Source organism: uncultured Martelella sp. (genome assembly GCF_963677965.2).
Lineage (GTDB): Bacteria > Pseudomonadota > Alphaproteobacteria > Rhizobiales > Rhizobiaceae > Martelella > Martelella mangrovi.
In genome coordinates, this window is record NZ_CAXXFM010000001.1 from 2,078,542 (window position 1) to 2,098,050 (window position 19,509).

17 protein-coding genes are annotated in these 19,509 nt (G+C 61.6%); 9 read left to right on the forward strand and 8 right to left on the reverse strand.

Features of this window, described 5'->3' with window-relative positions; all coding sequences use genetic code 11:
* Window positions 1-329 precede the first annotated feature (329 nt).
* Window positions 330-1,223: an AraC family transcriptional regulator gene (locus ACHZCU_RS09790; protein WP_227023775.1), complete on the forward strand. Its 894-nt coding sequence runs from the start codon at window positions 330-332 to the stop codon at window positions 1,221-1,223.
* 39 nt (window positions 1,224-1,262) lie between these two features.
* Here the strand turns inward: ACHZCU_RS09790 and ACHZCU_RS09795 are convergent, their stop codons facing one another.
* A complete protein-coding gene (locus tag ACHZCU_RS09795; protein WP_319518635.1) occupies window positions 1,263-3,392 on the reverse strand; it encodes a TonB-dependent siderophore receptor in 2,130 nt (709 codons plus the stop codon).
* Window positions 3,393-3,685: 293 nt separating this feature from the next.
* On the opposite strand from ACHZCU_RS09795, the gene ACHZCU_RS09800 reads away from it, so the two are divergent.
* The 5 genes from ACHZCU_RS09800 to ACHZCU_RS09820 are packed head-to-tail and all read left to right on the forward strand — an operon-like array spanning window position 3,686 to window position 8,670.
* Window positions 3,686-4,696: an iron-siderophore ABC transporter substrate-binding protein gene (locus ACHZCU_RS09800; protein ID WP_319518636.1), complete on the forward strand. Its 1,011-nt coding sequence runs from the start codon at window positions 3,686-3,688 to the stop codon at window positions 4,694-4,696.
* Complete coding sequence (locus ACHZCU_RS09805; RefSeq protein WP_319518637.1) at window positions 4,693-5,739, forward strand: iron ABC transporter permease; 1,047 nt, start codon at window positions 4,693-4,695, stop codon at window positions 5,737-5,739. Before ACHZCU_RS09800 ends, ACHZCU_RS09805 begins: the two co-directional genes overlap by 4 nt.
* 14 nt (window positions 5,740-5,753) lie before the next feature.
* A complete protein-coding gene (locus ACHZCU_RS09810; protein ID WP_394706106.1) occupies window positions 5,754-6,764 on the forward strand; it encodes a FecCD family ABC transporter permease in 1,011 nt (336 codons plus the stop codon).
* Complete coding sequence (locus ACHZCU_RS09815; RefSeq protein ID WP_319518638.1) at window positions 6,761-7,600, forward strand: ABC transporter ATP-binding protein; 840 nt, start codon at window positions 6,761-6,763, stop codon at window positions 7,598-7,600. Before ACHZCU_RS09810 ends, ACHZCU_RS09815 begins: the two co-directional genes overlap by 4 nt.
* Entirely contained in the window at window positions 7,597-8,670 is a 1,074-nt protein-coding gene (locus ACHZCU_RS09820; protein ID WP_394706043.1) for a DUF2218 domain-containing protein, read from the forward strand. The genes ACHZCU_RS09815 and ACHZCU_RS09820 overlap by 4 nt, the downstream gene beginning before the upstream one ends.
* A gap of 68 nt (window positions 8,671-8,738) precedes the next feature.
* Here ACHZCU_RS09820 and ACHZCU_RS09825 read toward each other — a convergent pair whose 3' ends face one another.
* On the reverse strand, window positions 8,739-9,638 hold the full coding sequence (locus tag ACHZCU_RS09825; RefSeq protein ID WP_106310753.1) for a LysR substrate-binding domain-containing protein: 900 nt from the start codon (window positions 9,636-9,638) through the stop codon (window positions 8,739-8,741).
* Window positions 9,639-9,852: 214 nt separating this feature from the next.
* Between ACHZCU_RS09825 and ACHZCU_RS09830 the strand changes: the two genes are divergently transcribed.
* The 3 genes from ACHZCU_RS09830 (at window position 9,853) to ACHZCU_RS09840 (ending at window position 12,631) form a co-directional block, all read left to right on the forward strand.
* Window positions 9,853-10,428, forward strand: coding sequence for an ester cyclase (locus ACHZCU_RS09830; RefSeq protein ID WP_319518639.1), 576 nt, complete (start codon window positions 9,853-9,855; stop codon window positions 10,426-10,428).
* Window positions 10,429-10,476: 48 nt separating this feature from the next.
* Window positions 10,477-11,076 carry an NAD(P)H:quinone oxidoreductase gene (gene wrbA / locus ACHZCU_RS09835; RefSeq protein WP_319518640.1) on the forward strand — a complete coding sequence of 200 codons (600 nt, stop codon included), beginning with the start codon at window positions 10,477-10,479 and terminating at the stop codon, window positions 11,074-11,076.
* Window positions 11,077-11,239: 163 nt separating this feature from the next.
* Window positions 11,240-12,631 (forward strand): NAD-dependent succinate-semialdehyde dehydrogenase, encoded by a 1,392-nt coding sequence (locus tag ACHZCU_RS09840; RefSeq protein ID WP_319518641.1) that lies wholly within the window; start codon window positions 11,240-11,242, stop codon window positions 12,629-12,631.
* Between the two features lie 90 nt (window positions 12,632-12,721).
* On the opposite strand, the gene efeO (ACHZCU_RS09845) is transcribed toward ACHZCU_RS09840, so the two are convergent.
* The 6 genes from efeO (ACHZCU_RS09845) to ACHZCU_RS09870 all read right to left on the reverse strand — a co-directional run bounded on the left by efeO (ACHZCU_RS09845) (window position 12,722) and on the right by ACHZCU_RS09870 (window position 19,489).
* Window positions 12,722-13,696: an iron uptake system protein EfeO gene (gene efeO, locus ACHZCU_RS09845; RefSeq protein ID WP_319519777.1), complete on the reverse strand. Its 975-nt coding sequence runs from the start codon at window positions 13,694-13,696 to the stop codon at window positions 12,722-12,724.
* A complete protein-coding gene (gene efeB, locus ACHZCU_RS09850) occupies window positions 13,597-14,931 on the reverse strand; it encodes an iron uptake transporter deferrochelatase/peroxidase subunit (protein WP_319518642.1) in 1,335 nt (444 codons plus the stop codon). The genes efeO (ACHZCU_RS09845) and efeB overlap by 100 nt, the downstream gene beginning before the upstream one ends.
* 1 nt (window position 14,932) lies before the next feature.
* Window positions 14,933-16,126, reverse strand: a complete 1,194-nt coding sequence (gene efeO / locus ACHZCU_RS09855) for an iron uptake system protein EfeO (protein WP_319518643.1) — start codon at window positions 16,124-16,126, stop codon at window positions 14,933-14,935.
* Window positions 16,113-16,967: an iron uptake transporter permease EfeU gene (gene efeU / locus ACHZCU_RS09860; RefSeq protein ID WP_319518644.1), complete on the reverse strand. Its 855-nt coding sequence runs from the start codon at window positions 16,965-16,967 to the stop codon at window positions 16,113-16,115. The genes efeO (ACHZCU_RS09855) and efeU overlap by 14 nt, the downstream gene beginning before the upstream one ends.
* A 279-nt stretch (window positions 16,968-17,246) precedes the next feature.
* On the reverse strand, window positions 17,247-18,026 hold the full coding sequence (locus ACHZCU_RS09865; protein ID WP_319518645.1) for an acetoin reductase: 780 nt from the start codon (window positions 18,024-18,026) through the stop codon (window positions 17,247-17,249).
* 71 nt (window positions 18,027-18,097) lie between these two features.
* On the reverse strand, window positions 18,098-19,489 hold the full coding sequence (locus tag ACHZCU_RS09870; RefSeq protein ID WP_319518646.1) for an NAD-dependent succinate-semialdehyde dehydrogenase: 1,392 nt from the start codon (window positions 19,487-19,489) through the stop codon (window positions 18,098-18,100).
* Between the last annotated feature and the right edge of the window lie 20 nt (window positions 19,490-19,509).

Consider the following 19,509-nt stretch of genomic DNA (forward strand, 5'->3'; position numbering starts at 1 on the left):
CACATTGCATTCTCCTGATGTCGTTGTGGCAGGTTTCGTCTTCGAAACGAAAGACGCCGGAGTGACCGGCATTTTGCATTGTGGTGGCCCGGTCTTGCATATCGCCCAAATATGACTATTAAAATCAGGTTAATGTGACGCGCCTGCATGGCTGCAGCCTTCAGGCCTTGGAGCGTCGGGCGAAAAAGTGGATACCGGTTTTTCGTTAACCCGACGCGACAAAATAAGGAATCCGGGTCATCGGACGATGCCGATTCATCGCCCGATGATCTGGTGTGGTGAACTCTTGATCGGCGGGGCAGGCGCTCCGGGCGAATGGCGATTGTGTCGTGGGCTACCAGCATTCCATGATTTGTCATACCGAAGGCATTCATCCGGTCGCGCCGGTCCGATGGCGCGGCCTCGATGGGCTTGTGAGCGTCTATTGGGATGCCGAGGGTTTTTGCGGGGCGCACGCCTATTATCTTTCGCCGGACCCACGGATCGTCATCTTCTTCAACGATGTCTCGCCGCATATCCGCATGTCGAACAGACAGACCGATTTCGGCGCCCATGACCGGCCGATGACGCGTGCGGTCTATGTGCCCGCCGGCGTTCCGGTGTGGACCAAATTCACCTCCTGGCACCGGTTTTCGCATCTGGACCTGCATCTGCACGAAGACCGGTTGTTGCGTTTCCTGATCCCGTCGGTCGGCGCTTCGGCGGCGCGCGCCATCCTGCGCCGTTCGGTCGAAATTCAGGATGTCGGCCCGATCGAGGTGTTGGCGCGGATGATCGTGGACGAGGTTTCCAACCCGACGCGACACGCCGTTTACGCCGAAAGCCTTGTCGGCAGCGTCGCCACGGCGCTTCTCGATATCCCCGTGGGAGTGGGCGAGCGTTCGCCCAGCGGCCGGATTACCCAGGCGCAGATGAACCGCCTTCTGTCCGCTTTCGATGCCAGAACCGATCACCGCATGTCGGTGGCCGAAATGGCCGAGACCATCGGCCTTTCGGAAAGCTGGTTTACCACCGCTTTCCGGCAGACGACGGGCAAGACGCCGCTACAATGGCAGCTGACGCGCCGTATCGAGCGCGCCCAGTCGCTGCTCACCGAAACGGGGCTCAGCGTGGCATCCGTGGCGGTCCAGCTCGGCTTTTCCGATCAGGCGCACCTGACCAAGGTTTTCCGCCAGATCACCGGCGAGACGCCGGCCGCCTGGCGGCGCGCGCAGCGCATGTGAACAGCGCCCGCCCACGCAGACGGGCGCCGGTCTTTTGTCTTACCAAGTCTGGCGCAGCGTTGCGTAGACCGCGCGGCCCGAATTGTACCAGTCGGCGCCATAGCCGCCATAGGCGACATGTTTCTCGTTGAAAAGATTGGTGGCGTTGAGCTGGAAGGTGGTGTTTTCGGCCACCTGATAGGTAAAGGCGGCATCGAAGGTGATGTTCGGGTCCGACTTGATGGCGTTGTCCTCGCCGAAATAATACGAGCTCTGATAGTGCGCGCCGAGGCCGAAGGTCATGTCGCCGCGCTGTCCTTCGCCTTCCAGCGTATAATCGACCCACAGCGAGGCGATATTGTTGGGCACGAAGGAAAGCTGGTTGCCGACATTGCCGCCGGTCCCGTTCTCGACGATATCCGACATCATGTAGGAATAGGCGGCGGTGAAGCTGATATTGTCCATCAGTTCCGCCTTGGCCTCCAGATCGACGCCGCGAACGCGCGACTTGCCGATGGTTTCCTGCCTGCTGGTGACCGGATTGGTGACCGTGATATTGTCCTTGGTGAGGTCGTAGACGGCGGCGCTGAACATGGCCGGGAAGGCGAGCGGCGCGTATTTCACACCGATTTCATACTGTTCGCCGCGTTCCGGCTCGACGCCGAGTGTCGGCGGGGCGACCGACTGGGCATAGCTGGCATAGGTCGAAACCTCGTCGGTGATCTTGTAGGTCAGCCCGGCGCGCGCGGTGAATTCGCTGTAATCGCCCGTGGTCGTTGTCGCGCTCAGATTGTCGACCTGTTCAAGGTCCAGCCAGTCATTGCGCAGGCCGACGGTGGCGATCAGTTTTTCCGCGAAGGTCAGTTCCTGCTGCACATAGAGCGAGGTGGTTTTCTGGTCGTTGTCGGTGCTGGCGTAAGGTCCGGCATAGTCCGGTCCGCCGGAATAGACCGGATTGGTCCAGTCGATCCCCGGGGCAACGTCGTAATAGGCGTCATTCGAGCCGGAATAGTCATTGTATTGCAGGCCCGCCAGCGTGCGGCTGTCGATATTGGCGAACGACGTATCGTACTGGAAATGCGCGTCGATGACGAAGTCGTTATAGGAACTGGCATTGCCGAAATAATAGCGGTCGGCAATCGTATTGCCATCATAAACCGGCTCGTAGACATAGGCGTAGCCGAAGCCCTTGTCGGTATCGGTGTAGCGCGCGCGTGAACTGAAGGTCAGGCCGGACCCGAAGTCGTGGTCGAACATCCAGGTCACGGTGTTGCGTGTCACGTCATTGTAGTTGTAGTCCGGCTCACCGAGAAAGAAGCTGCGGTCGAAATCCGAACCGAGCGGGTGGCCGCCGCCGCCCGGCGTGCCGTCGGTGTCGAGATAGTCGTAGATGAGCGTCATCGTGGTGGCGTCGGAAGGCCGCCAGGTGATGCCGCCCATGATGAAGGTCTCGTCATCGTTGGAATAATCGTATTCCGCATCCGAATTCTGGAACTTGCCCGTCAGGCGATAGGACAGGGTGTCGTCGGCGGTGATGTTGTCGCCGAAATCGAAGCCGACCTCCGCATGATCGAACGAACCGCCGGAGATATAGGCTTCGCCGAAGCGTTCGCGCCGCGGCGTCTTGGAAACGAAATTGACGGTGCCGCCCGGATCGGAAACGCCGTAGACGGTGGAGTCCGCCCCCTTCAGAACCTCGATCCGCTCAAACGCGAAGGGTTCTTCGCGCACGCCGCCGAAGGGCGAACCGAGCGGCAGGCCGTCGCGATAGGTATAGGCATCGAAGCCGCGGATCTTGTAATAGTCGAACCGGTCGTCCGAACCATAAAAACCGGTGTTCACGCCTGCGGTATAATCGAGCACCTGTTCGATGGTCTGGGCATCGCGTTGCTGGATTTCCTTCGACGTGATCACGGAAACCGAGGCCGGGGTGTCGAGGATTTCCTGCGATAGGCGACCGCCGCCGGAAGAGCCGAAGGCAACGATGGAATTGGCGTCGTCATCGCCAAAGCCGGCAAGGTCGATATTGACCGGATCGAGCACGGTGGTATCGGCCGGCAGCGTTTCCTGTATCTCCTGCGCAAAGGCCGGCAGGGCGTTCGCCGCAAGCGCGGTGCAGCCGAGGAGAACCGCGCTTCTCAATCCGATCGTCGATCGGCGGCCGTGCGTCTTGTTGTTCGAGTGATCCATCTTTCGCTTCCAGAAAATGACGTCTTGCGGGGTGGCTGCCTCCGGCCGGCGGATCGGGCGGTCCGCGCAATCACGTTTGGCGCGGATTTCTGTCCGTGTTCGTCGGTGACGAAGGCATGTTGAGCCGGTCATTAACTTGAATGAAATAATCCAGTATTGTATTTTTCCGCGGATTTGTAGGATTCCCCTGCAAGTTCAGACAGCTGACGACAGGGGCCCGGCGGCGCGCTTGACCCCGTCTTATGAACATGACACTGAAAGTCAACTTTGGACCGTCAGTAAAGAGGTGGCCGATGCCGCGCCTGTCCGGTTTATCCCTGCTCATTGCCGTGTTCGTGCCGGTTTTTGCCTCCGGCGTGCCAGCGCTGGCCGGGGATAGCCTTCCCGAACCGATCACCATCGAACATGCCTTCGGTGAAACCGTCATCACCGAAAAGCCCGATCGCGTCGCAACGGTTGCCTGGGCCAATCATGAAGTGCCGCTGGCGCTGGGCATTGTTCCGGTCGGCTTTGCCGCGGCCAATTTCGGCGATGACGATGATGACGGGCTGCTGCCCTGGGTCTCGGCGCAGTTGGACGAACTGGGCGCGGATACGCCGGTTCTCTTCGATGAAGGTGACGGTATCGATTTCGAGGCGGTGGCGGCCGTCCGGCCCGATGTGATTCTGGCGGCCTATTCCGGCCTGACGCAGTCCGATTACGACACGCTGAGCCGGATTGCCCCGGTCGTCGCCTATCCCGAAGCGCCCTGGGCCACCGGCTGGCGCGACATGATCCGCCTCAATGCCGCCGGTCTCGGCGTGCCGGAAGAGGGCGAGCAACTGATTGCCGAAACCGAGGCCGAAATCGCCGCCGAAGTCGCTAAGTACCCCGAGCTTGCGGGCAAGAAGGCGATGTTCATCACCCATCTGGATGCGACGGATCTCAGCGTCGTCAATTTCTATACGACCCATGACACGCGCGTGCAGTTCTTCAGGGATCTTGGCCTCGAAATGCCCGAAAGCGTGAAGGCGGCTTCGACCGGCGACAGCTTTTCCGGTTCGATCAGCGTCGAGCGGATCGATGCCTTCGACGATGTCGATATCATCGTGACCTATGGCAATGGCCTGCTGTTGAACGCCATGAAACTCAATCCGCTGTTCCGGCGCATGCCCGCGGTTCAAAACGGCGCAGTGGTCATGCTCGGCCGCGATCCGCTGGGAACGGCGGCGAACCCCACGCCGCTGTCGATTTCCTTCGTGCTGGAAGACTATGTGGCCGAACTGGCGGAGGCCGCCAGGAAATCGGCCGGTCAGCCGGAATGACATCGAAAGCCGCGATATCCTCCAGCTGGAAACCAGCATCATCCGGCAGCTTGCGGCAAAACCGCGCCTTCTGGCTGGCGGTGATGGTCGCCGTTCTCGGGCTTCTGGTGGCCGCATCGCTTCTGATCGGCACGCGGGCGGTTTCGCTTGCCGATGTTACCGGCGCGCTTGCCGGCCGCAGCGAGACGATCGGTGAGGCGGTGGTCACCATGCGCATTCCGCGCACCGCGCTGGCCCTGCTTGCCGGCGCCGCCCTCGGGCTTTCCGGTGCGCTGATGCAGGGGATGACGCGCAATCCGCTGGCCGATCCTGGCATTTTCGGCGTCAATATGGGCGCTTCGCTCGCCGTCGTCATCGGCGTTGCGTGGTTCAATATCGCCTCGTCGAATGCCTATATCTGGTCCGCGATCTTCGGTGCCGGGGTCACGGCCGTCTTCGTCTATACCATCGGCTCTCTGGGGCGCGGCGGCGCGACGCCGCTGAAGCTGACGCTGGCCGGTGCTGCAACCTCCATCGCCTTCGCCTCGCTGGTGATCGCGGTGGTTCTGCCGCGCGGCGACATTGCCGGCGGCATCCGCTCCTGGCAGATCGGCGGCGTCGGCGGCGCCACGTTCGAGCGCATCCTGCCTGTTCTGCCGTTTCTTGCTATCGGTCTTGTTCTGGCGCTGGTCTCCGCCCGCAAGCTGAACGCCATGGCGCTCGGTGATGAACTGGCGGCGGGGCTGGGCGAGAATGTCGCCATCGGCCGCGCGGTTGCGGCCCTGTCGGCCGTGCTGCTTTGCGGGGCGATTACGGCGGTTTGCGGGCCGATCGGCTTTGTCGGCCTCGTGGTGCCGCATGTCTGCCGGTTGCTGATCGGCGTCGATCACCGCTGGCTGCTGCCGTTTTCGGCGCTGTCCGGCGCGGCACTGCTTCTGGCAAGCGACATTGTCGGGCGGGTTGCCGCGCGTCCCGGCGAGGTCGATGTCGGCATCGTCACCGCGCTTGTCGGCGGGCCGTTCTTCATCTGGATCGTCAGGCGTCAGAAGGTGCGGGAACTGTGACCACGCTTGCCGTCATTTCGCAAACCCGCCGTCTCAGGCTCCGGCAGCGATACCGGATCGTGATCGCCTTTCTTGTGCTGCTTGCCGCCCTGTTCGCGCTGACGCTGATGCTCGGGCAATCATTCACGCCGCCGGGCGATGTGCTGCGCGTGTTGATGGGCGAGGATGTGCCGGGCGCGTCCTTCACCGTTGGCCGGCTGCGGTTGCCGCGCGCGGTTCTGGCCATCCTGTCGGGCCTCAGCTTTGGCCTTGGCGGCGTTGCCTTCCAGACCATGCTGCGCAATCCGCTGGCAAGTCCCGATATCATCGGCATTTCTTCCGGGGCCAGCGCTGCGGCGGTGTTCGCCATCGTCGTGCTGTCGTGGAGCGGTCCGGCCGTTTCGGTGTTTGCCGTGATTGCGGGGCTGGCCATTGCCATGCTGGTTTACGGTCTTGCCGCGCGCAATGGCGTTGCCGGAACGCGGCTTATCCTGGTGGGCATCGGCGTTTCGGCCATGCTGGAAAGCATCGTGGCCTATATCCTGTCGATGGCGCCGATGTGGGATCTGCAGGAGGCGATGCGCTGGCTGACGGGCAGCCTCAATGGCGCGACGCTCGGCCAGATTCTGCCGCTTCTGATCAGTCTCGTCGTTTTCGGCGGCCTGTTGCTGAGCCGGACCCGCGACCTCGAGGGGCTGCGGCTGGGAGACGAAGCGGCCGCGGCCCTCGGCGTTGCCGTTGCCCGCACGCGGGCGCTCGTCATCATCGCGGCCGTCGGGCTGATCGCGGTCGCCACGGCGGTCACCGGGCCGATTGCCTTCGTCGCCTTTCTTTCCGGGCCGATTGCGGCGCGCATCATCGGCAATAACGGTTCGCTCCTGATTCCTGCCGGTCTGATCGGGGCCAGCCTTGTTCTCCTCGGCGATTATGCCGGGCAGTTCTTGTTGCCGAGCCGTTATCCGGTCGGCGTTGTCACCGGCGCGCTCGGCGCGCCTTACCTCATCTATCTCATCATCAGGGCCAACAGGGCGGGAGGCTCGCTTTGAGCGCGCATGTTCTTGAAGCCGAACGGATTTCGGCCGGTTACGGCGACAGCGTCATTCTCGACGGTCTGAACTTCACCGTGCCGTCCGGCCGGATTACCGCGATTGTCGGCGCCAATGCCTGCGGCAAGTCGACCCTGCTGAAAACCCTGTCCAGATTGCTGACGCCAAAGGCCGGCGAGGTTCTGCTCGACGGCAAGGCGATCCACAGGACGCCAACCCGGAAGCTTGCCCGCACGCTGGGTCTTCTGCCGCAATCGCCACTGGCGCCCGAAGGCATCACCGTGTTCGATCTCGTCAGCCGCGGCCGTCATCCGCATCAGAACATGTTCTCGCGCTGGCGGCGGGAAGACGACGAAGCCGTTGCCGCAGCGCTCGATACGACGGGCACGGCGGACCTTGCCGAGCGGTCGGTGGACGAGCTTTCCGGCGGCCAGCGTCAGCGGGTGTGGATCGCCATGGCGCTGGCCCAGCAGACCGATATTCTGCTGCTGGACGAGCCGACCACCTTTCTCGATGTCAGCCATCAGGTCGAGGTGCTCGATCTTCTGACCGATCTCAACCGTGAAAACCGCACCACCATCGTCATGGTGCTGCACGACCTCAACCTGGCGGCCCGCTATGCCGACCATCTGGTGGCCATGCAGGCCGGGCGGATCCATGTTGCCGGCGCGCCGGCGGCTGTCCTGACCGATGATGTCGTACGCGCGGTCTTCAGCCTCGAAAGCCGGATCATGGCCGATCCGGTTTCCGGCCGGCCGATGATGCTGCCGATCGGACGCCATCACATGGCCGGGCAGGCGGAAAAATCCGAAACAGCACAAGGAAACATACCGTGACAGAGCCTAGAAACTTCACGCTTTCCGGTATCGCGGTGCCGAAGGATGCCGGCGCCATGCTCTCCATGGTGGCCGAGCACTTTGCCGAACATGCCGATGTCGTGCGCCAGGGCGATCGCGTCGTGCTCGACAGCGATATCGGACAGGCGCGGATCGACCGGGAGGGCGACAGGCTGCATATCCTGCTGTCGGCTTCGGGGAAGGAGGCATTGCAGCTTTCGCGCACCATGCTGGCCGAGCACATGTTCTATTTCGCGGGCACCGATACGCTGGTGCTCGACTGGGCCGATCCGCCGCCGCCGGAAACGCCGGCCAACCTTTACGAAGTCACCGTTGTCTCGACTGAAACCGTAACCCCGCACATGCTGCGGGTGACTTTCGCCTGCGACGATGTCAGCCCGTTCATCGGCGGCAATATGCATGTGCGCATGCTGGTGCCGCCGAAGGGGCGGGAGCCGGTCTGGCCTGTGGTGGGCGACGATGGCCGGTTCGTCTGGCCCGACGGCGAGGATGCGCTTCTGGTGCGCGTCTACACGATCCGCTCTTTCGATGTTGAGCGCGGCGAATTGTCCGTCGACTTTCTTCAGCACCCGGCGCCCGGCATCAAGACGCCCGGCGCGGATTTCGCCCGCGATGCCCGTCCGGGAGACAGGATCGCGTTTCTGGGCCCGGGCGGCGGCGCCGTGCCCGAAGCCGAGACCATCTTTCTGGCCGGCGATGAGGCGGCGTTGCCGGCAATTGCCCGCATTGCCGAGGAAGTGCCGGCGGGAACCCGCCTTTCCGTCATCATCGAAGTTGAAGACGAGACGGAAGAACAGCCGATCGTAAGCGCCGGCCATCTCGATCTCCGCTGGCTCCATCGCGCACGCTATGATGACGGAGCAACCGGCGTGCTTGCAGACGAAGTCCAAAAGGCCATCGCCACGCTCGATGAAGACACCTTCGTCTGGGTCGCCTGCGAGAAAAGCGATGTGCGGGCGATCCGCAAGCTGCTGAAAGAGCGAAAACACGACCGCAAGCGCATGTATGTCGCCTGGTACTGGGAGCGCGGCGCGGCGGCTGCGGGCTGACGGACGCGCCATCACGATTTCATCCATGCCACCGACGACGTGGATGCGGCGCAGTTCGGCGGCGCTGTCTACAAGATCTGTCCGGGCAGTCTTTCCACCAGATAGTCCACGAACACCCTGATTTTCAGCGGCAGGTGTTTGCGGCTGACATAAAGGGCGTGCAGTTCCACTTCGCTGGCGTTCCATTCCGGCAGAACCTGCACCAGCCGTCCCGAGGCCAGATCGTCGGCCGCGATGAAATAGGGATGCAGCAGCACGCCGAAGCCCTCACGGGCAAAGGTGGTCAGAACATCGCCGTTATTGGCATGCACGCGCGGGGTCAGGTTGACGATGGTTCTGTTTCCGTCGCGATGGTTCAACGTCAGTTTCTGCGTGCGCCAGAGATAGGAAAAGCAGAGAAAATCATGGGCGTTGAGGTCTTCGGGTTTCTTCGGCGTGCCCCTTCGCGCCAGGTAGTCGGGTGAGGCACAGAAGACCATGCGCACCGTGCCAAGACGACGGGCGATCAGGTGCGGGCTGAGATCGCCCAGCGACAGCCGCACGGCCACGTCCACCCCGTCATTGACCAGATCGACCACCCGGTTGGACAGGTCGAGATCGAGCGTGATCTCGGGATAACGGCGGCAGAAATCCGGCAGAAGCTCCGAGAAAACGCCTGTTCCGAAAGACACAGGCGCGCTGATGCGCAACAGGCCGCTTGGCTTTGCCGTCTGCCGTCCGACAACGGCTTCGGCTTCTTCCAGCTCCTGAAGGATGAGCTGCGCGCGGCCATAAAGCTCGCGGCCGGGTTCTGTCAGGGACAGGTTGCGCGATGTCCTGTTCAAAAGCCGCGCCCCGAAATGCTGCTCAAGGCCCACAATCTGGCGCGAAACCGCAGCGTTTGAAAGCGACAACCTGTTGGCGGCCGCAATGAAACTGCCCTGGTTCACCACTTCAACAAAAGCTTTCAGCGCCCGCATCGTTTCCATGACAACCTTATCGTTACATCAGGCGTAATGATGCGTTGCATTATCGCGCCTTAACTCTGTTTCTGCGCAATCATATATCGGAAGTCAGGCGGACGGCACAAGAACTGTACGCTCGGGATATCGCGTGGCGGAGATTTCGTGGGGACGAGACGTCTTGCGGAAGCCGGAACCGGGGATATCCGCAAACACGCTTGAAAAGGCAGGAAAGATGAACATGAAAACTCTGGGGCTTCTGGCGGCCGTGGCCGTCGTCATTCCGGCAACGGCATCCCTTGCGCAGGAGCAGACCGGTACACCGGCGGCGGAGGCCATTCCGCAGCTGATGCAGCAGCTCGACCAATACCAGACCGCCGAGGCGACAATCCAAAAAAATCTCGAAACCTTCGATACGCTCGATTTCGATGTCTACACCAACCAGAAATGGGACCGGCTGGGCGAAAGCCACGCCGAGGATATTCTGGTGCACTATCCCGACGGCAGCACGACGACGGGCCTTGAGGACCATATCGCCGCGATTTCCCAGACATTCGTTTTCGCGCCCGACACCCATATCGACGTGCATCCGATCCGCTTCGGCTCCGGCCCCTGGACCGGCGTGATCGGCGTTTTGGAAGGCACATTCACCGAACCCATGCCCACCGGCGATGGCGAGACGATCCCGCCGACGGGCAAATCCTTCTCGCTGACCATGGCGACAATCGGCCACTGGACCGATGCCGGCGTCATGGATGAGGAATACCTCTTCTACGACAATGCGGAATTCATGCGGGAAATCGGCCTCGGGCAATAACAGCAGCGGCCTGTTTGAAGAAACACGCCAACAGAAGGAAACACGGTAATGGCAAAGGTTCTTGTCCTCTACTATTCGTCCTACGGACATATCGAAACCATGGCGGAAGCGATTGCCGCCGGAGCCCGCGAGGCTGGCGCAGATGCCACGGTCAAGCGCGTGCCGGAAACAGTGCCCGAGGAAACGGCGCGCAAGGCGCATTTCAAGCTCGATCAGAAGGCGCCGGTCGCGACCATCGAGGAGCTGGAAAACTACGATGCCATCGTGATCGGAACCGGCACGCGTTTCGGCCGGATCTCCTCGCAGATGGCGGCCTTTCTGGACCGCGCCGGCGGGCTGTGGGCGCGCGGCGCGCTGAACGGCAAGGTCGGTGGCGCCTTCACCTCAACCGGCACCCAGCATGGCGGGCAGGAAATGACGCTGTTTTCCGTCATCGCCAACCTGATGCATTTCGGTCTGCTGATCGTCGGTCTCGATTATGGTTTTTCCGGGCAGACGATTTCCGACGCCGTGACCGGCGGCGCGCCCTATGGGGCCACGACGGTTGCCGGCGGCGATGGATCGCGTCAGCCGAGCGAAAACGAGCTGGATGGCGCCCGCTATCAGGGCCGGCGCATTGCCGAGACGGCCAACAAGCTGTTCGGCTGAAACCATTGAAGACACGGCGTCGCTTTCACGAAACGCGAATGTTTCTGCCGTTGGCAACACGCCCAAAAAAATCAGACTCGGAGCGTTTCGCGTCGCCCGCCGGCGCGCAAACGCCCCCTTTTGAGGTTCCCGTGTTTTGGCGGGCGCCGGAAAGGACAGAAAGATGACCTACGCAACCACAAACCCCTTCACCGGAGAACGGATAAAATCATTTCCCGATGCAACGGACGTGCAAGTCGAAAACGCCATTGCCGGTGCGCATGACGCATTTCTCGCCTGGCGTGAAACATCCTTTGCCGCGCGGGCAAAGGTCTTGCAGAAGGCCGCAGACCTGCTCAGGGCCTCCAAACGCCGCTATGCCGAAATCCTGACGCTGGAAATGGGTAAGCTTCTGGCCGAGGCGGAAGCCGAAGTCGAGCTTTCGGCGGAAATCTTCGAATATTACGTCGTCAATGCCGAACGGCTGCTGGCCGCAGAGCCGCTGCCGGTCAGAAACCCTGCAGAAGGTCGTGCGAGGATCGTTCATGAGCCGCTTGGCGTTCTGCTGGCGATCGAGCCGTGGAACTTCCCCTTTTACCAGATTGCCCGCATCATCGCGCCGCAGCTTTCGGCCGGCAACACCATGTTGCTGAAACACGCGTCCAATGTGCCGCAAAGCGCTGCCGCGTTCGAAGAGCTGATGCTTGAAGCCGGTCTTCCGAAGGGCGGGTTTACCAACCTCTATGCCACGCGCGCGCAGATTTCGATGATCCTGAACGATCCGCGTGTTCAGGGTGTTGCCCTGACCGGCTCGGAAGGCGCGGGCGCGGAAGTTGCCGGTATTGCCGGCAAGGCGCTGAAGAAATCGACGCTTGAACTGGGCGGCGCGGATGCGTTCGTCGTTCTCGCCGACGCGGATATGGCAAAAACCGTGAAATGGGCGGTTTTCGGCCGGCACTGGAACGGCGGGCAGGTTTGCGTTTCATCCAAGCGCATGATCGTGGTCGATGCCGTCTATGATGAATTCCTGAAACGCTACACCGAAGGGGTCGCGGCCCTGAAGGCGGGCGACCCGATGGACCCGGCAACGACGCTGGCGCCGTTGTCGTCGCAGACGGCGGCCGATGAAGTGAAACAGAAGATCGCGCTGGCCGTCGAACATGGTGCAACGGCGACCGAAGTCGGACCGAAGGTTCCAAATCGCGGCGCTTTCGTTCAACCGACGATCCTGACCGGGGTAACGCCGGACAATCCGGCCTATTACATGGAATTTTTCGGACCGGTATCGATGCTGTTTCGGGCAGGCGATGAAGCCGATGCCATTCGCATTGCCAATGACACACCGTTCGGTCTTGGCGGGTCGGTGTTTACCTCGGACACCGAACATGGCGCAAAGGTCGCCGCGAAGATCTCGACCGGCATGGTGTTCGTCAATCATCCCACCATGGTCAAGGCCGACCTGCCGTTCGGCGGCGTCCGCCGGTCCGGCTATGGCCGCGAGCTGCTGGGCCTCGGCCTGAAGGAATTCGTCAATCACAAGCTGATCGACGTGGTCGATATCGACGCCGAATTCTGATCGCCCTCGGTGGCATCGGGAGCGAAAATAATGAAGGCCGGAGCGAAAAACGCTCCGGCCTTCCTTATCAGTGCTCCTGGCAGAGCGTTATCAGTTGAGGCCGAGCTTGCCGCGGAGCGTCGACAGGTCTTCGGCGAGCGTGTTGACCTTGGCCGAGAGAACGTTGCGGTCGGAATCGCTCAGTTCGACATAGGAGACGTAGCCGCCTTCCGGCGCTTCGTATTTCGCCAGCGTTTCGTCAACATCGGAGAAGTTGCCGGAGACCGTCTCGACGAATTCCGGGTCGCTTTCGGCGATCAGCGGCGTCAGCAGGTCGAAGATCTTTTCCGAACCGTGGAAATTGGCTTCGAAGTCCCACAGGTCGGTGCGGCTGTAGCGGTCTTCCTCACCCGAAATCTTGGTGGCCGCAACCTCTTCCATCAGCGCTGCCGCGCCGCCGACAACCACTTCCGGCGGGAAGGTCAGGTTGTTGATGCGGTCGTTCAGATCCTTGACGTCGGCCATCAGCTGGTCGGCATAGGTGTCCAGACCGTCGGTGGAGTTTTCTTCCCACAGGCCGTATTCGATGCGGTGGAAGCCGGTGAATGCCGGGTCGGCTTCGCCCTTTTCGTAGTCGTCGGCGCGTGCGTCGATCGATACGTCGAGGTCGGAGAACAGTTCGGCGATCGGCTCGATGGCCTCGTAGCTGGTGCGCGTCGGGGCGAACAGCGACTTGGCTTCCTCGACATTGCCTTCCTTGATGGCGGCGACGAAGGCCTGCGTGTCCTTCACCAGTTCGGCGGTGTTTTCAGCCACGAAGATCTTGTATTCGGACAGCGGCGCGACCAGCTCCAGCGAAATGTCCGGGGCCTGGTCCTGCGCCTGCGCGCTGTAACCGGTCAACGCACCGGCGATGACGACGCTTGCGGCGAGTGTCTTTTTGAAGTTCATGTTCTTCTCCTTCGGTAAAACATGTAGGGAAACCGTCAGCTGTTGACGGATTCCAGAAGCGATTGGCCAAGATAGTCCCCCGGCCGACAGCCCGGCAGGACGAAGAAATAGCCGCCGCCGATGGGCTTGATGTATTCTTCCAGCGGTTCGCGATCGAGGCGCTTCTGCACGGTGATGAACCCCTTTTCCAGGTCAGCCTGATAGACGATGAACAACAGGCCCTGATCGAGCTGGCCCGATTTGGCCACGCCGTTGGAATAGTTGAACGGACGGCGCAGGATCAGGTTTTCCTCCGATTCGGGCGTGCGCGGATTGGCAAGGCGGATATGGGCGTCGAGCGGGGTGATCGCGCCATCGGGATCGGCGGCGTAATCGGGCACGTCGCTTTCGGTGCCGTCGGGCTGGTCAAGCGGCGCGCCGGTATCGCGGAACCGGCCGAAAATCGCCTCCTGCTCCTGCAGCGGCGTGCGGTCCCAGCGCTCGACGAAATTGCGGATGATGCGCACTGCCTGATAGCTGCCGCCGGTGGCCCAGTCCGGTTCGTCGGAATCGGCGCTCACCCACACGACCCTGTCCATCACCGCTTCGTCATGGGCATCGGGATTGGCCGAACCATCGCGGAAGCCGAGGAAATTGCGTGCGCTTTCCACCTCGCCGTCAGGGCTTGGCGGGATTACCGGCACATCGCCGCCCTGCATCCAGCGGATCACCAGATATTCCGACAGGTTCTTCATGATGTCGCGCAGCGCATGGATATTGGTGTCGCTCAGATTGGCGCAGAATTGCAGCGTCATGTCGCCATGGCAGCGTTCGGCGTCGAGCGCGTCGTTGAAGAACTGCACCATGCGTTGCAGCCGCTTCGGCTTCTGGTCCTTCAGCCAGGGGCGGTTTTCGAAGAACGAATCCCCGAGACCCACCGTCACCGTCAGCGCATCCGGCTCGATTTCCGGGCCGAGAATGCCGGAATCGGGCGGCGGCAGCTTGGGATCGGCCGAACCGGCCTTGCCGCCCTGCGTCAGGAACACGATCCGGTCCGTCAGACGGTGGAACATGTCCTCGACATCCTCGCGTGACATCGCAACCACATCGAAGGAAACGACCAGCCCGTTCGCCGGCCGCGGGGTCGTCACACCGGCCTGGTGTTCTCCGTGAAAGGGAACGACCTGCTGCTGGTTGCTGGCGCCTTCGACCGGGGCATCGGTCGCCTGCGATCCGCCGCTCATCTCCTGCGCGCCGGCCGCGGTTGCGCCCATGAAGGCCAGCGATCCGCCAGCGGCCGCGCCAAGGCCGGTCAGCAATTGCCGGCGGCTGGTCGAAAACGGGCAGCGGCCCAGAGACGGTTGTTTTTTCGGCTTGTTGTCATCGGTCATGTCAGCTCACTCCAATAACCTGCGACAGCTTGCTGCAGAGTACGGCAAGCTGGTGGAATTGCGCGGCAAGCGCCTGCCGCTGTTCCTCGCTCACTTGCGAATAGGGCGGAAACGCGCCATCGACCTTGAGCGCGTCGAGGGCATCCTGCGTTTTTGAAAGTTGCGCGTCGATATCGTCGGCAAGCTCGGGATCGACCGGCCGGGCAACCACCGTGAGAAGACCGGCAACCTTGGCGATGCCTTCGAGATTGGCGTTGAAATCGGCCAGATCGGTTTCGGAATAATGATCCTCACCCTGGGCAATCCGGCCATTGGCAAGCTGGTCGGCCGTGTCGTCGGGCAATGAGAGCAGAAGCGAAGGGTCGATCTGCAGGCCGGTCAACCGCGTTTTCAGTTCTTCCAGATTAGCGACAAGCGCATCCGCAACCGGCGCCAGCCCATCGAGCGAATTCTGTTCGAACAACCCGTACTCGATGCGGTGATAGCCGGAAAATTCCGGGTCGTTTTCGCGCTCGGCATAATAATCGGCAACGGCGTCGATGTTGTTTTCAAGGTCCGATATCCGGTAGGCCAGCGGCTCGATGCGCTTGTAAGGCAGGCGCGCCGGCTGATAGAGGCTTTTCGCCTTGTCGAGATCGCCCGCCTTGATGGCATCGGCCAGCTCGGTTGCAGCACTGATGGCCTGATTGGTCTGCATCACCAGATAGACCCGGTATTCCGACAGCGGCCCGAGGAAATTCCGGAGGCTGACGCTGGAGGCGGCGTTGGCATATTCCTCCGATTGGGTCACATGCAGCGTGCCGCGCGGATTGGATAGCAGGCCGCAGGTGATTTCATAGTCGCCGGGGGCCAGATTGGCGGCCAGCGTCTGGTGGAAGCCGGGCGCAATGTTCTCGCGTTCGGCCACCACCATCACGCCGTCGAGGATTTCCCATTCGACGGGGCGGTCGGACTCGTTGACGATGTCGAACAGCCGCTTTCCGGCGGCAACGGTAATGGCATTGGGCTCGCACGACGTTGCCGTGACGGTAACCTGGAAATCGGCCTCGACATCGCCCGTGGCCGCCTGATTGTGCATGGAGGCAAAATAGAAGGCCGCGCCGCCGGCAACGGCCAGAAGAGCCGCGCCCGCAATGCCTGCAATCATCAGGCCCTTGTTGCTCTTCGTGTCCTTGCGGTTTTCAGGCGTTGGCATCGCTGCGGGCTCCTTGTTGCGGGGCAGTGTTTTTGGGCGTTCGGGCCGGGCGCAGGAAGAAATAGAGGCTTGCCGCCAGGAACACGACATAGACGATCACCTCGCCGATGGTCGGGCTCTCCTGATAGCCGAACACGCCGGAAAGGATGGTGCCGGTGACGCCGGACACCGGCAGGATGCGGCTCAGATCGTAGGCTGGCGTCTGAAGGCTGTTCCAGATCCCGGCCTCATGCAGATTGCCGAGCGCGCCCGACAGAATGCCGGCGGCAACAAACAGGATGAACACGCCGGTCCACTGGAAGAAGCGCTTCAGATTGATGCGCACGCCGAAACGATAGATGGCGATGCCGATCCCGACGGCGACGACAACGCCGAGAAGCGCGCCCAGCGGCGCGGCCGGACCCTGGCTCTGCTGGAAGATGGCGAGCAGGAAGAAGATCGATTCCAGTCCTTCGCGGGCAACGGCAAAGAACACCATGCCGATCAGCGCCCATCCGGCTCCGGAGCTTTGCTCCAGTGCCTCATCGATGGAGGAATGCAGCTCCGCCTTGATCGAACGGGCGGCCTTGCGCATCCAGAACACCATGGAGACCAGAATGACCGCCGCAATCGCGCCGACAATCGCTTCAAAAAGCTCCTGTGCCTTTTGCGGAAATTCAGCGCTGACCATCTGCAGCCCCGCGCCGAGAAACAGCGACAGGGCGACAGCGAGAAACACGCCGATCCACACGGCCGGCAGAAACTCACGTCGGTCTGTCTGATTGAGATAGGTGGCGATGATGCCGGTAATCAGGGCGGCCTCGATGCCTTCCCTCAGCATGATTAGAAATGGAGCCAGCATGGCTTGTACCCGTTTGCTATTCCGGCTACGGGGTAACAAGTGGTTGTAATAATGGCAATGAAAATATGACTTAAATAATCATATTTGTGGTTGCATGCCTGATCATTATCAATTCTACGACTGAAAAACTGCCCGGAAACCAGTCAGTCACGTGGCGGCAGCCTTATCCTTCGATCGGCAGATACCGGTTCCGCCGGGTCTGTTGGAAGGCCCGGCGGATCGCTTTTTCGTGAACTTGCGCGCGCCTGCCTCAAGAGTGGCGCAACGGCTCTTTTGCTTTTACCGATAGACGATGCCGCCATCGGTCAGGATCGCCTGGCCGGTGATATAATCGGAATCCTCGCCGGCCAGAAATGCTACAAGCGCTGCCACATCGTCGGGCGTCTGGGCCCGACCCAGCGCAATGCCGTCGACATATTTCTTGTAGGTTTCGCCCTTGGGCGCTCCGGTAATGTCCGCGAAGCGTTCGTCGATCTCGACCCACATGTCGGTGCCGACAATGCCGGGGCAATAGGCGTTTACGGTGATGCCCTGGCTGGCATATTCCTTGGCTGCGGCCTGGGTCAGCGCGCGCACGGCGAATTTCGTCGCCGAATAGATGCCCAGCATGGCAAAGCCGTCATGGCCGGCAATGGATGAGGCGCTGATGATCTTGCCTTTCTGGCCCCGCTCGATGAATTTCTTGGCCGCCGCCTGAATGCCCCACAACACGCCGTTGACGTTGATGCGGAAGATGCGGTCGGTGTCCTCGGGGGTGACGTCGGCAAGCGGCTTGACCTGGGCGATGCCCGCATTGTTGACCATCACGTCGAAACCGCCGAGTTCCTTTTCGGCATGGGCCACGGCGGCGTAGACCTGATCGCGGTCACTGACATCGGCGACGAAGGTGGTTGAGCGGACACCCAGCGCCTCGATTTCACCTTTGACGGTCTCAAGCTTGTCGGCTTTGATATCGACCAGCGCGACATCGGCGCCTTCGCGGGCAAGGCGCAGGGCAATTCCGCGGCCAATACCCTGGCTCGACCCTGTGACAAGCGCGACTTTTCCCTTGAGAGACATGATAGAATACTCCTTTTGCGATGAAACGGTGCCTGCGTGAAGGCAGGCACCTGTCGGTCGTGTCGACCGGCTCAGAAATGGGCGTCGATATCAACGACATCGACAAGCTTGTGGTTGACGAACTCCTTGAGGCCCATGCCGAGCAATTCGCGGCCATAGCCGGAGCGGCGGACGCCGCCAAAGGGCAGGTCGGCCTCGACCTTGGTCGGGTGGTTCACGAACACCATGCCGGTTGAAATCCGGCCGGCCACTTCCGCTCCGTGTTTCACATCGGCGGTAAAGACCGATCCACCCAGGCCGAAGGGGCTGTCATTGGCGATGCGGATGGCATCTTCCTCGTCTTTCGCCCGGAAAATCATCGAGACGGGGCCGAAGAATTCCCAGTAGCGCGCCGGGTTGTCCTCGCCCACATCGGTCAGGATTGTCGGCTGCACAAAGGCGCCGTGATTGGGCACTGGCGGACCGACCTGCTCGGCCTTGGCACCTGCGGCCACCGCCTTGCGAATTTGCTCCTTCACATCCTCCGCAGCCTTTTTCGACGACAGCGGCGCCAGTGTGGTTTTCGGGTCGGACGGGTCGCCGGCCACCAGTTTGGCCACGCCCTTGCGATATTGTTCGAGGAAAGCATCGTAGACCGCGTCAACGACGATCATCCGTTTGGACGACACGCAGACCTGGCCGCCATTCCAGTGCCGTCCGAAAACGGCCCAGTCGACGGTTTTCTTCATGTCGGCATCTTCCAGCACGACGAAGGCATCGGCGCCGCCCAGTTCCATGGTCGATTTTTTCAGCGCCTTGCCCGCCTGTGCGGCAACCACGGCGCCGGCCGCTTCCGAACCCGTCAGCGCCACGCCATGAACGCGGGGATCGTTGATGATCATTTCGATCTGGGAACGGGTGGCATAGAGGTTGGTAAAGCCGCCTTCAGGCAGGCCGGCCTCGTCCATGAGCCGGGCAAAGGCGGCTGCACTTTGCGGCACGTTCGAGGCATGCTTGAGGATCAGCACATTGCCGGCCGAAAGCTGCGGCGCCAGGATCCGGGCAATCTGGTAATAGGGGAAATTCCACGGCTCGATTGCCAGAAGAATACCCAGCGGTTCATGCACCAGCGTTGCCTTGCCCTCGGCCGGGTCCTTGACCGGCAATTCCTCGGGGGCGAGCAGCCGTTCGGCGTTTTCGACGTAATATTCGAAGATCTTTGCCGACAGTTCCACTTCGGCCTTCGCCTCGGCGGTGAGCTTGCCCATTTCCAGCGTCAGAAGACCGGCGAGGTCATCGGCATCGCGGCGCAGGATGTCGGCCGCCTTCTGCAGAACGCGGGCGCGCTCGGCAAAGGAGGTTTCCCGCCATTTCAGAAAGGTTTCATGCGCCGTGTCGAGGGCGGCCCGGACGGCATCATCCGTTGCGTCGGGGAATGTGGCAACGGTTTCTTCGGTGAATGGATTGATTGTTGCGTAGGCCATCTTTTTCTCCTTTCGCGATC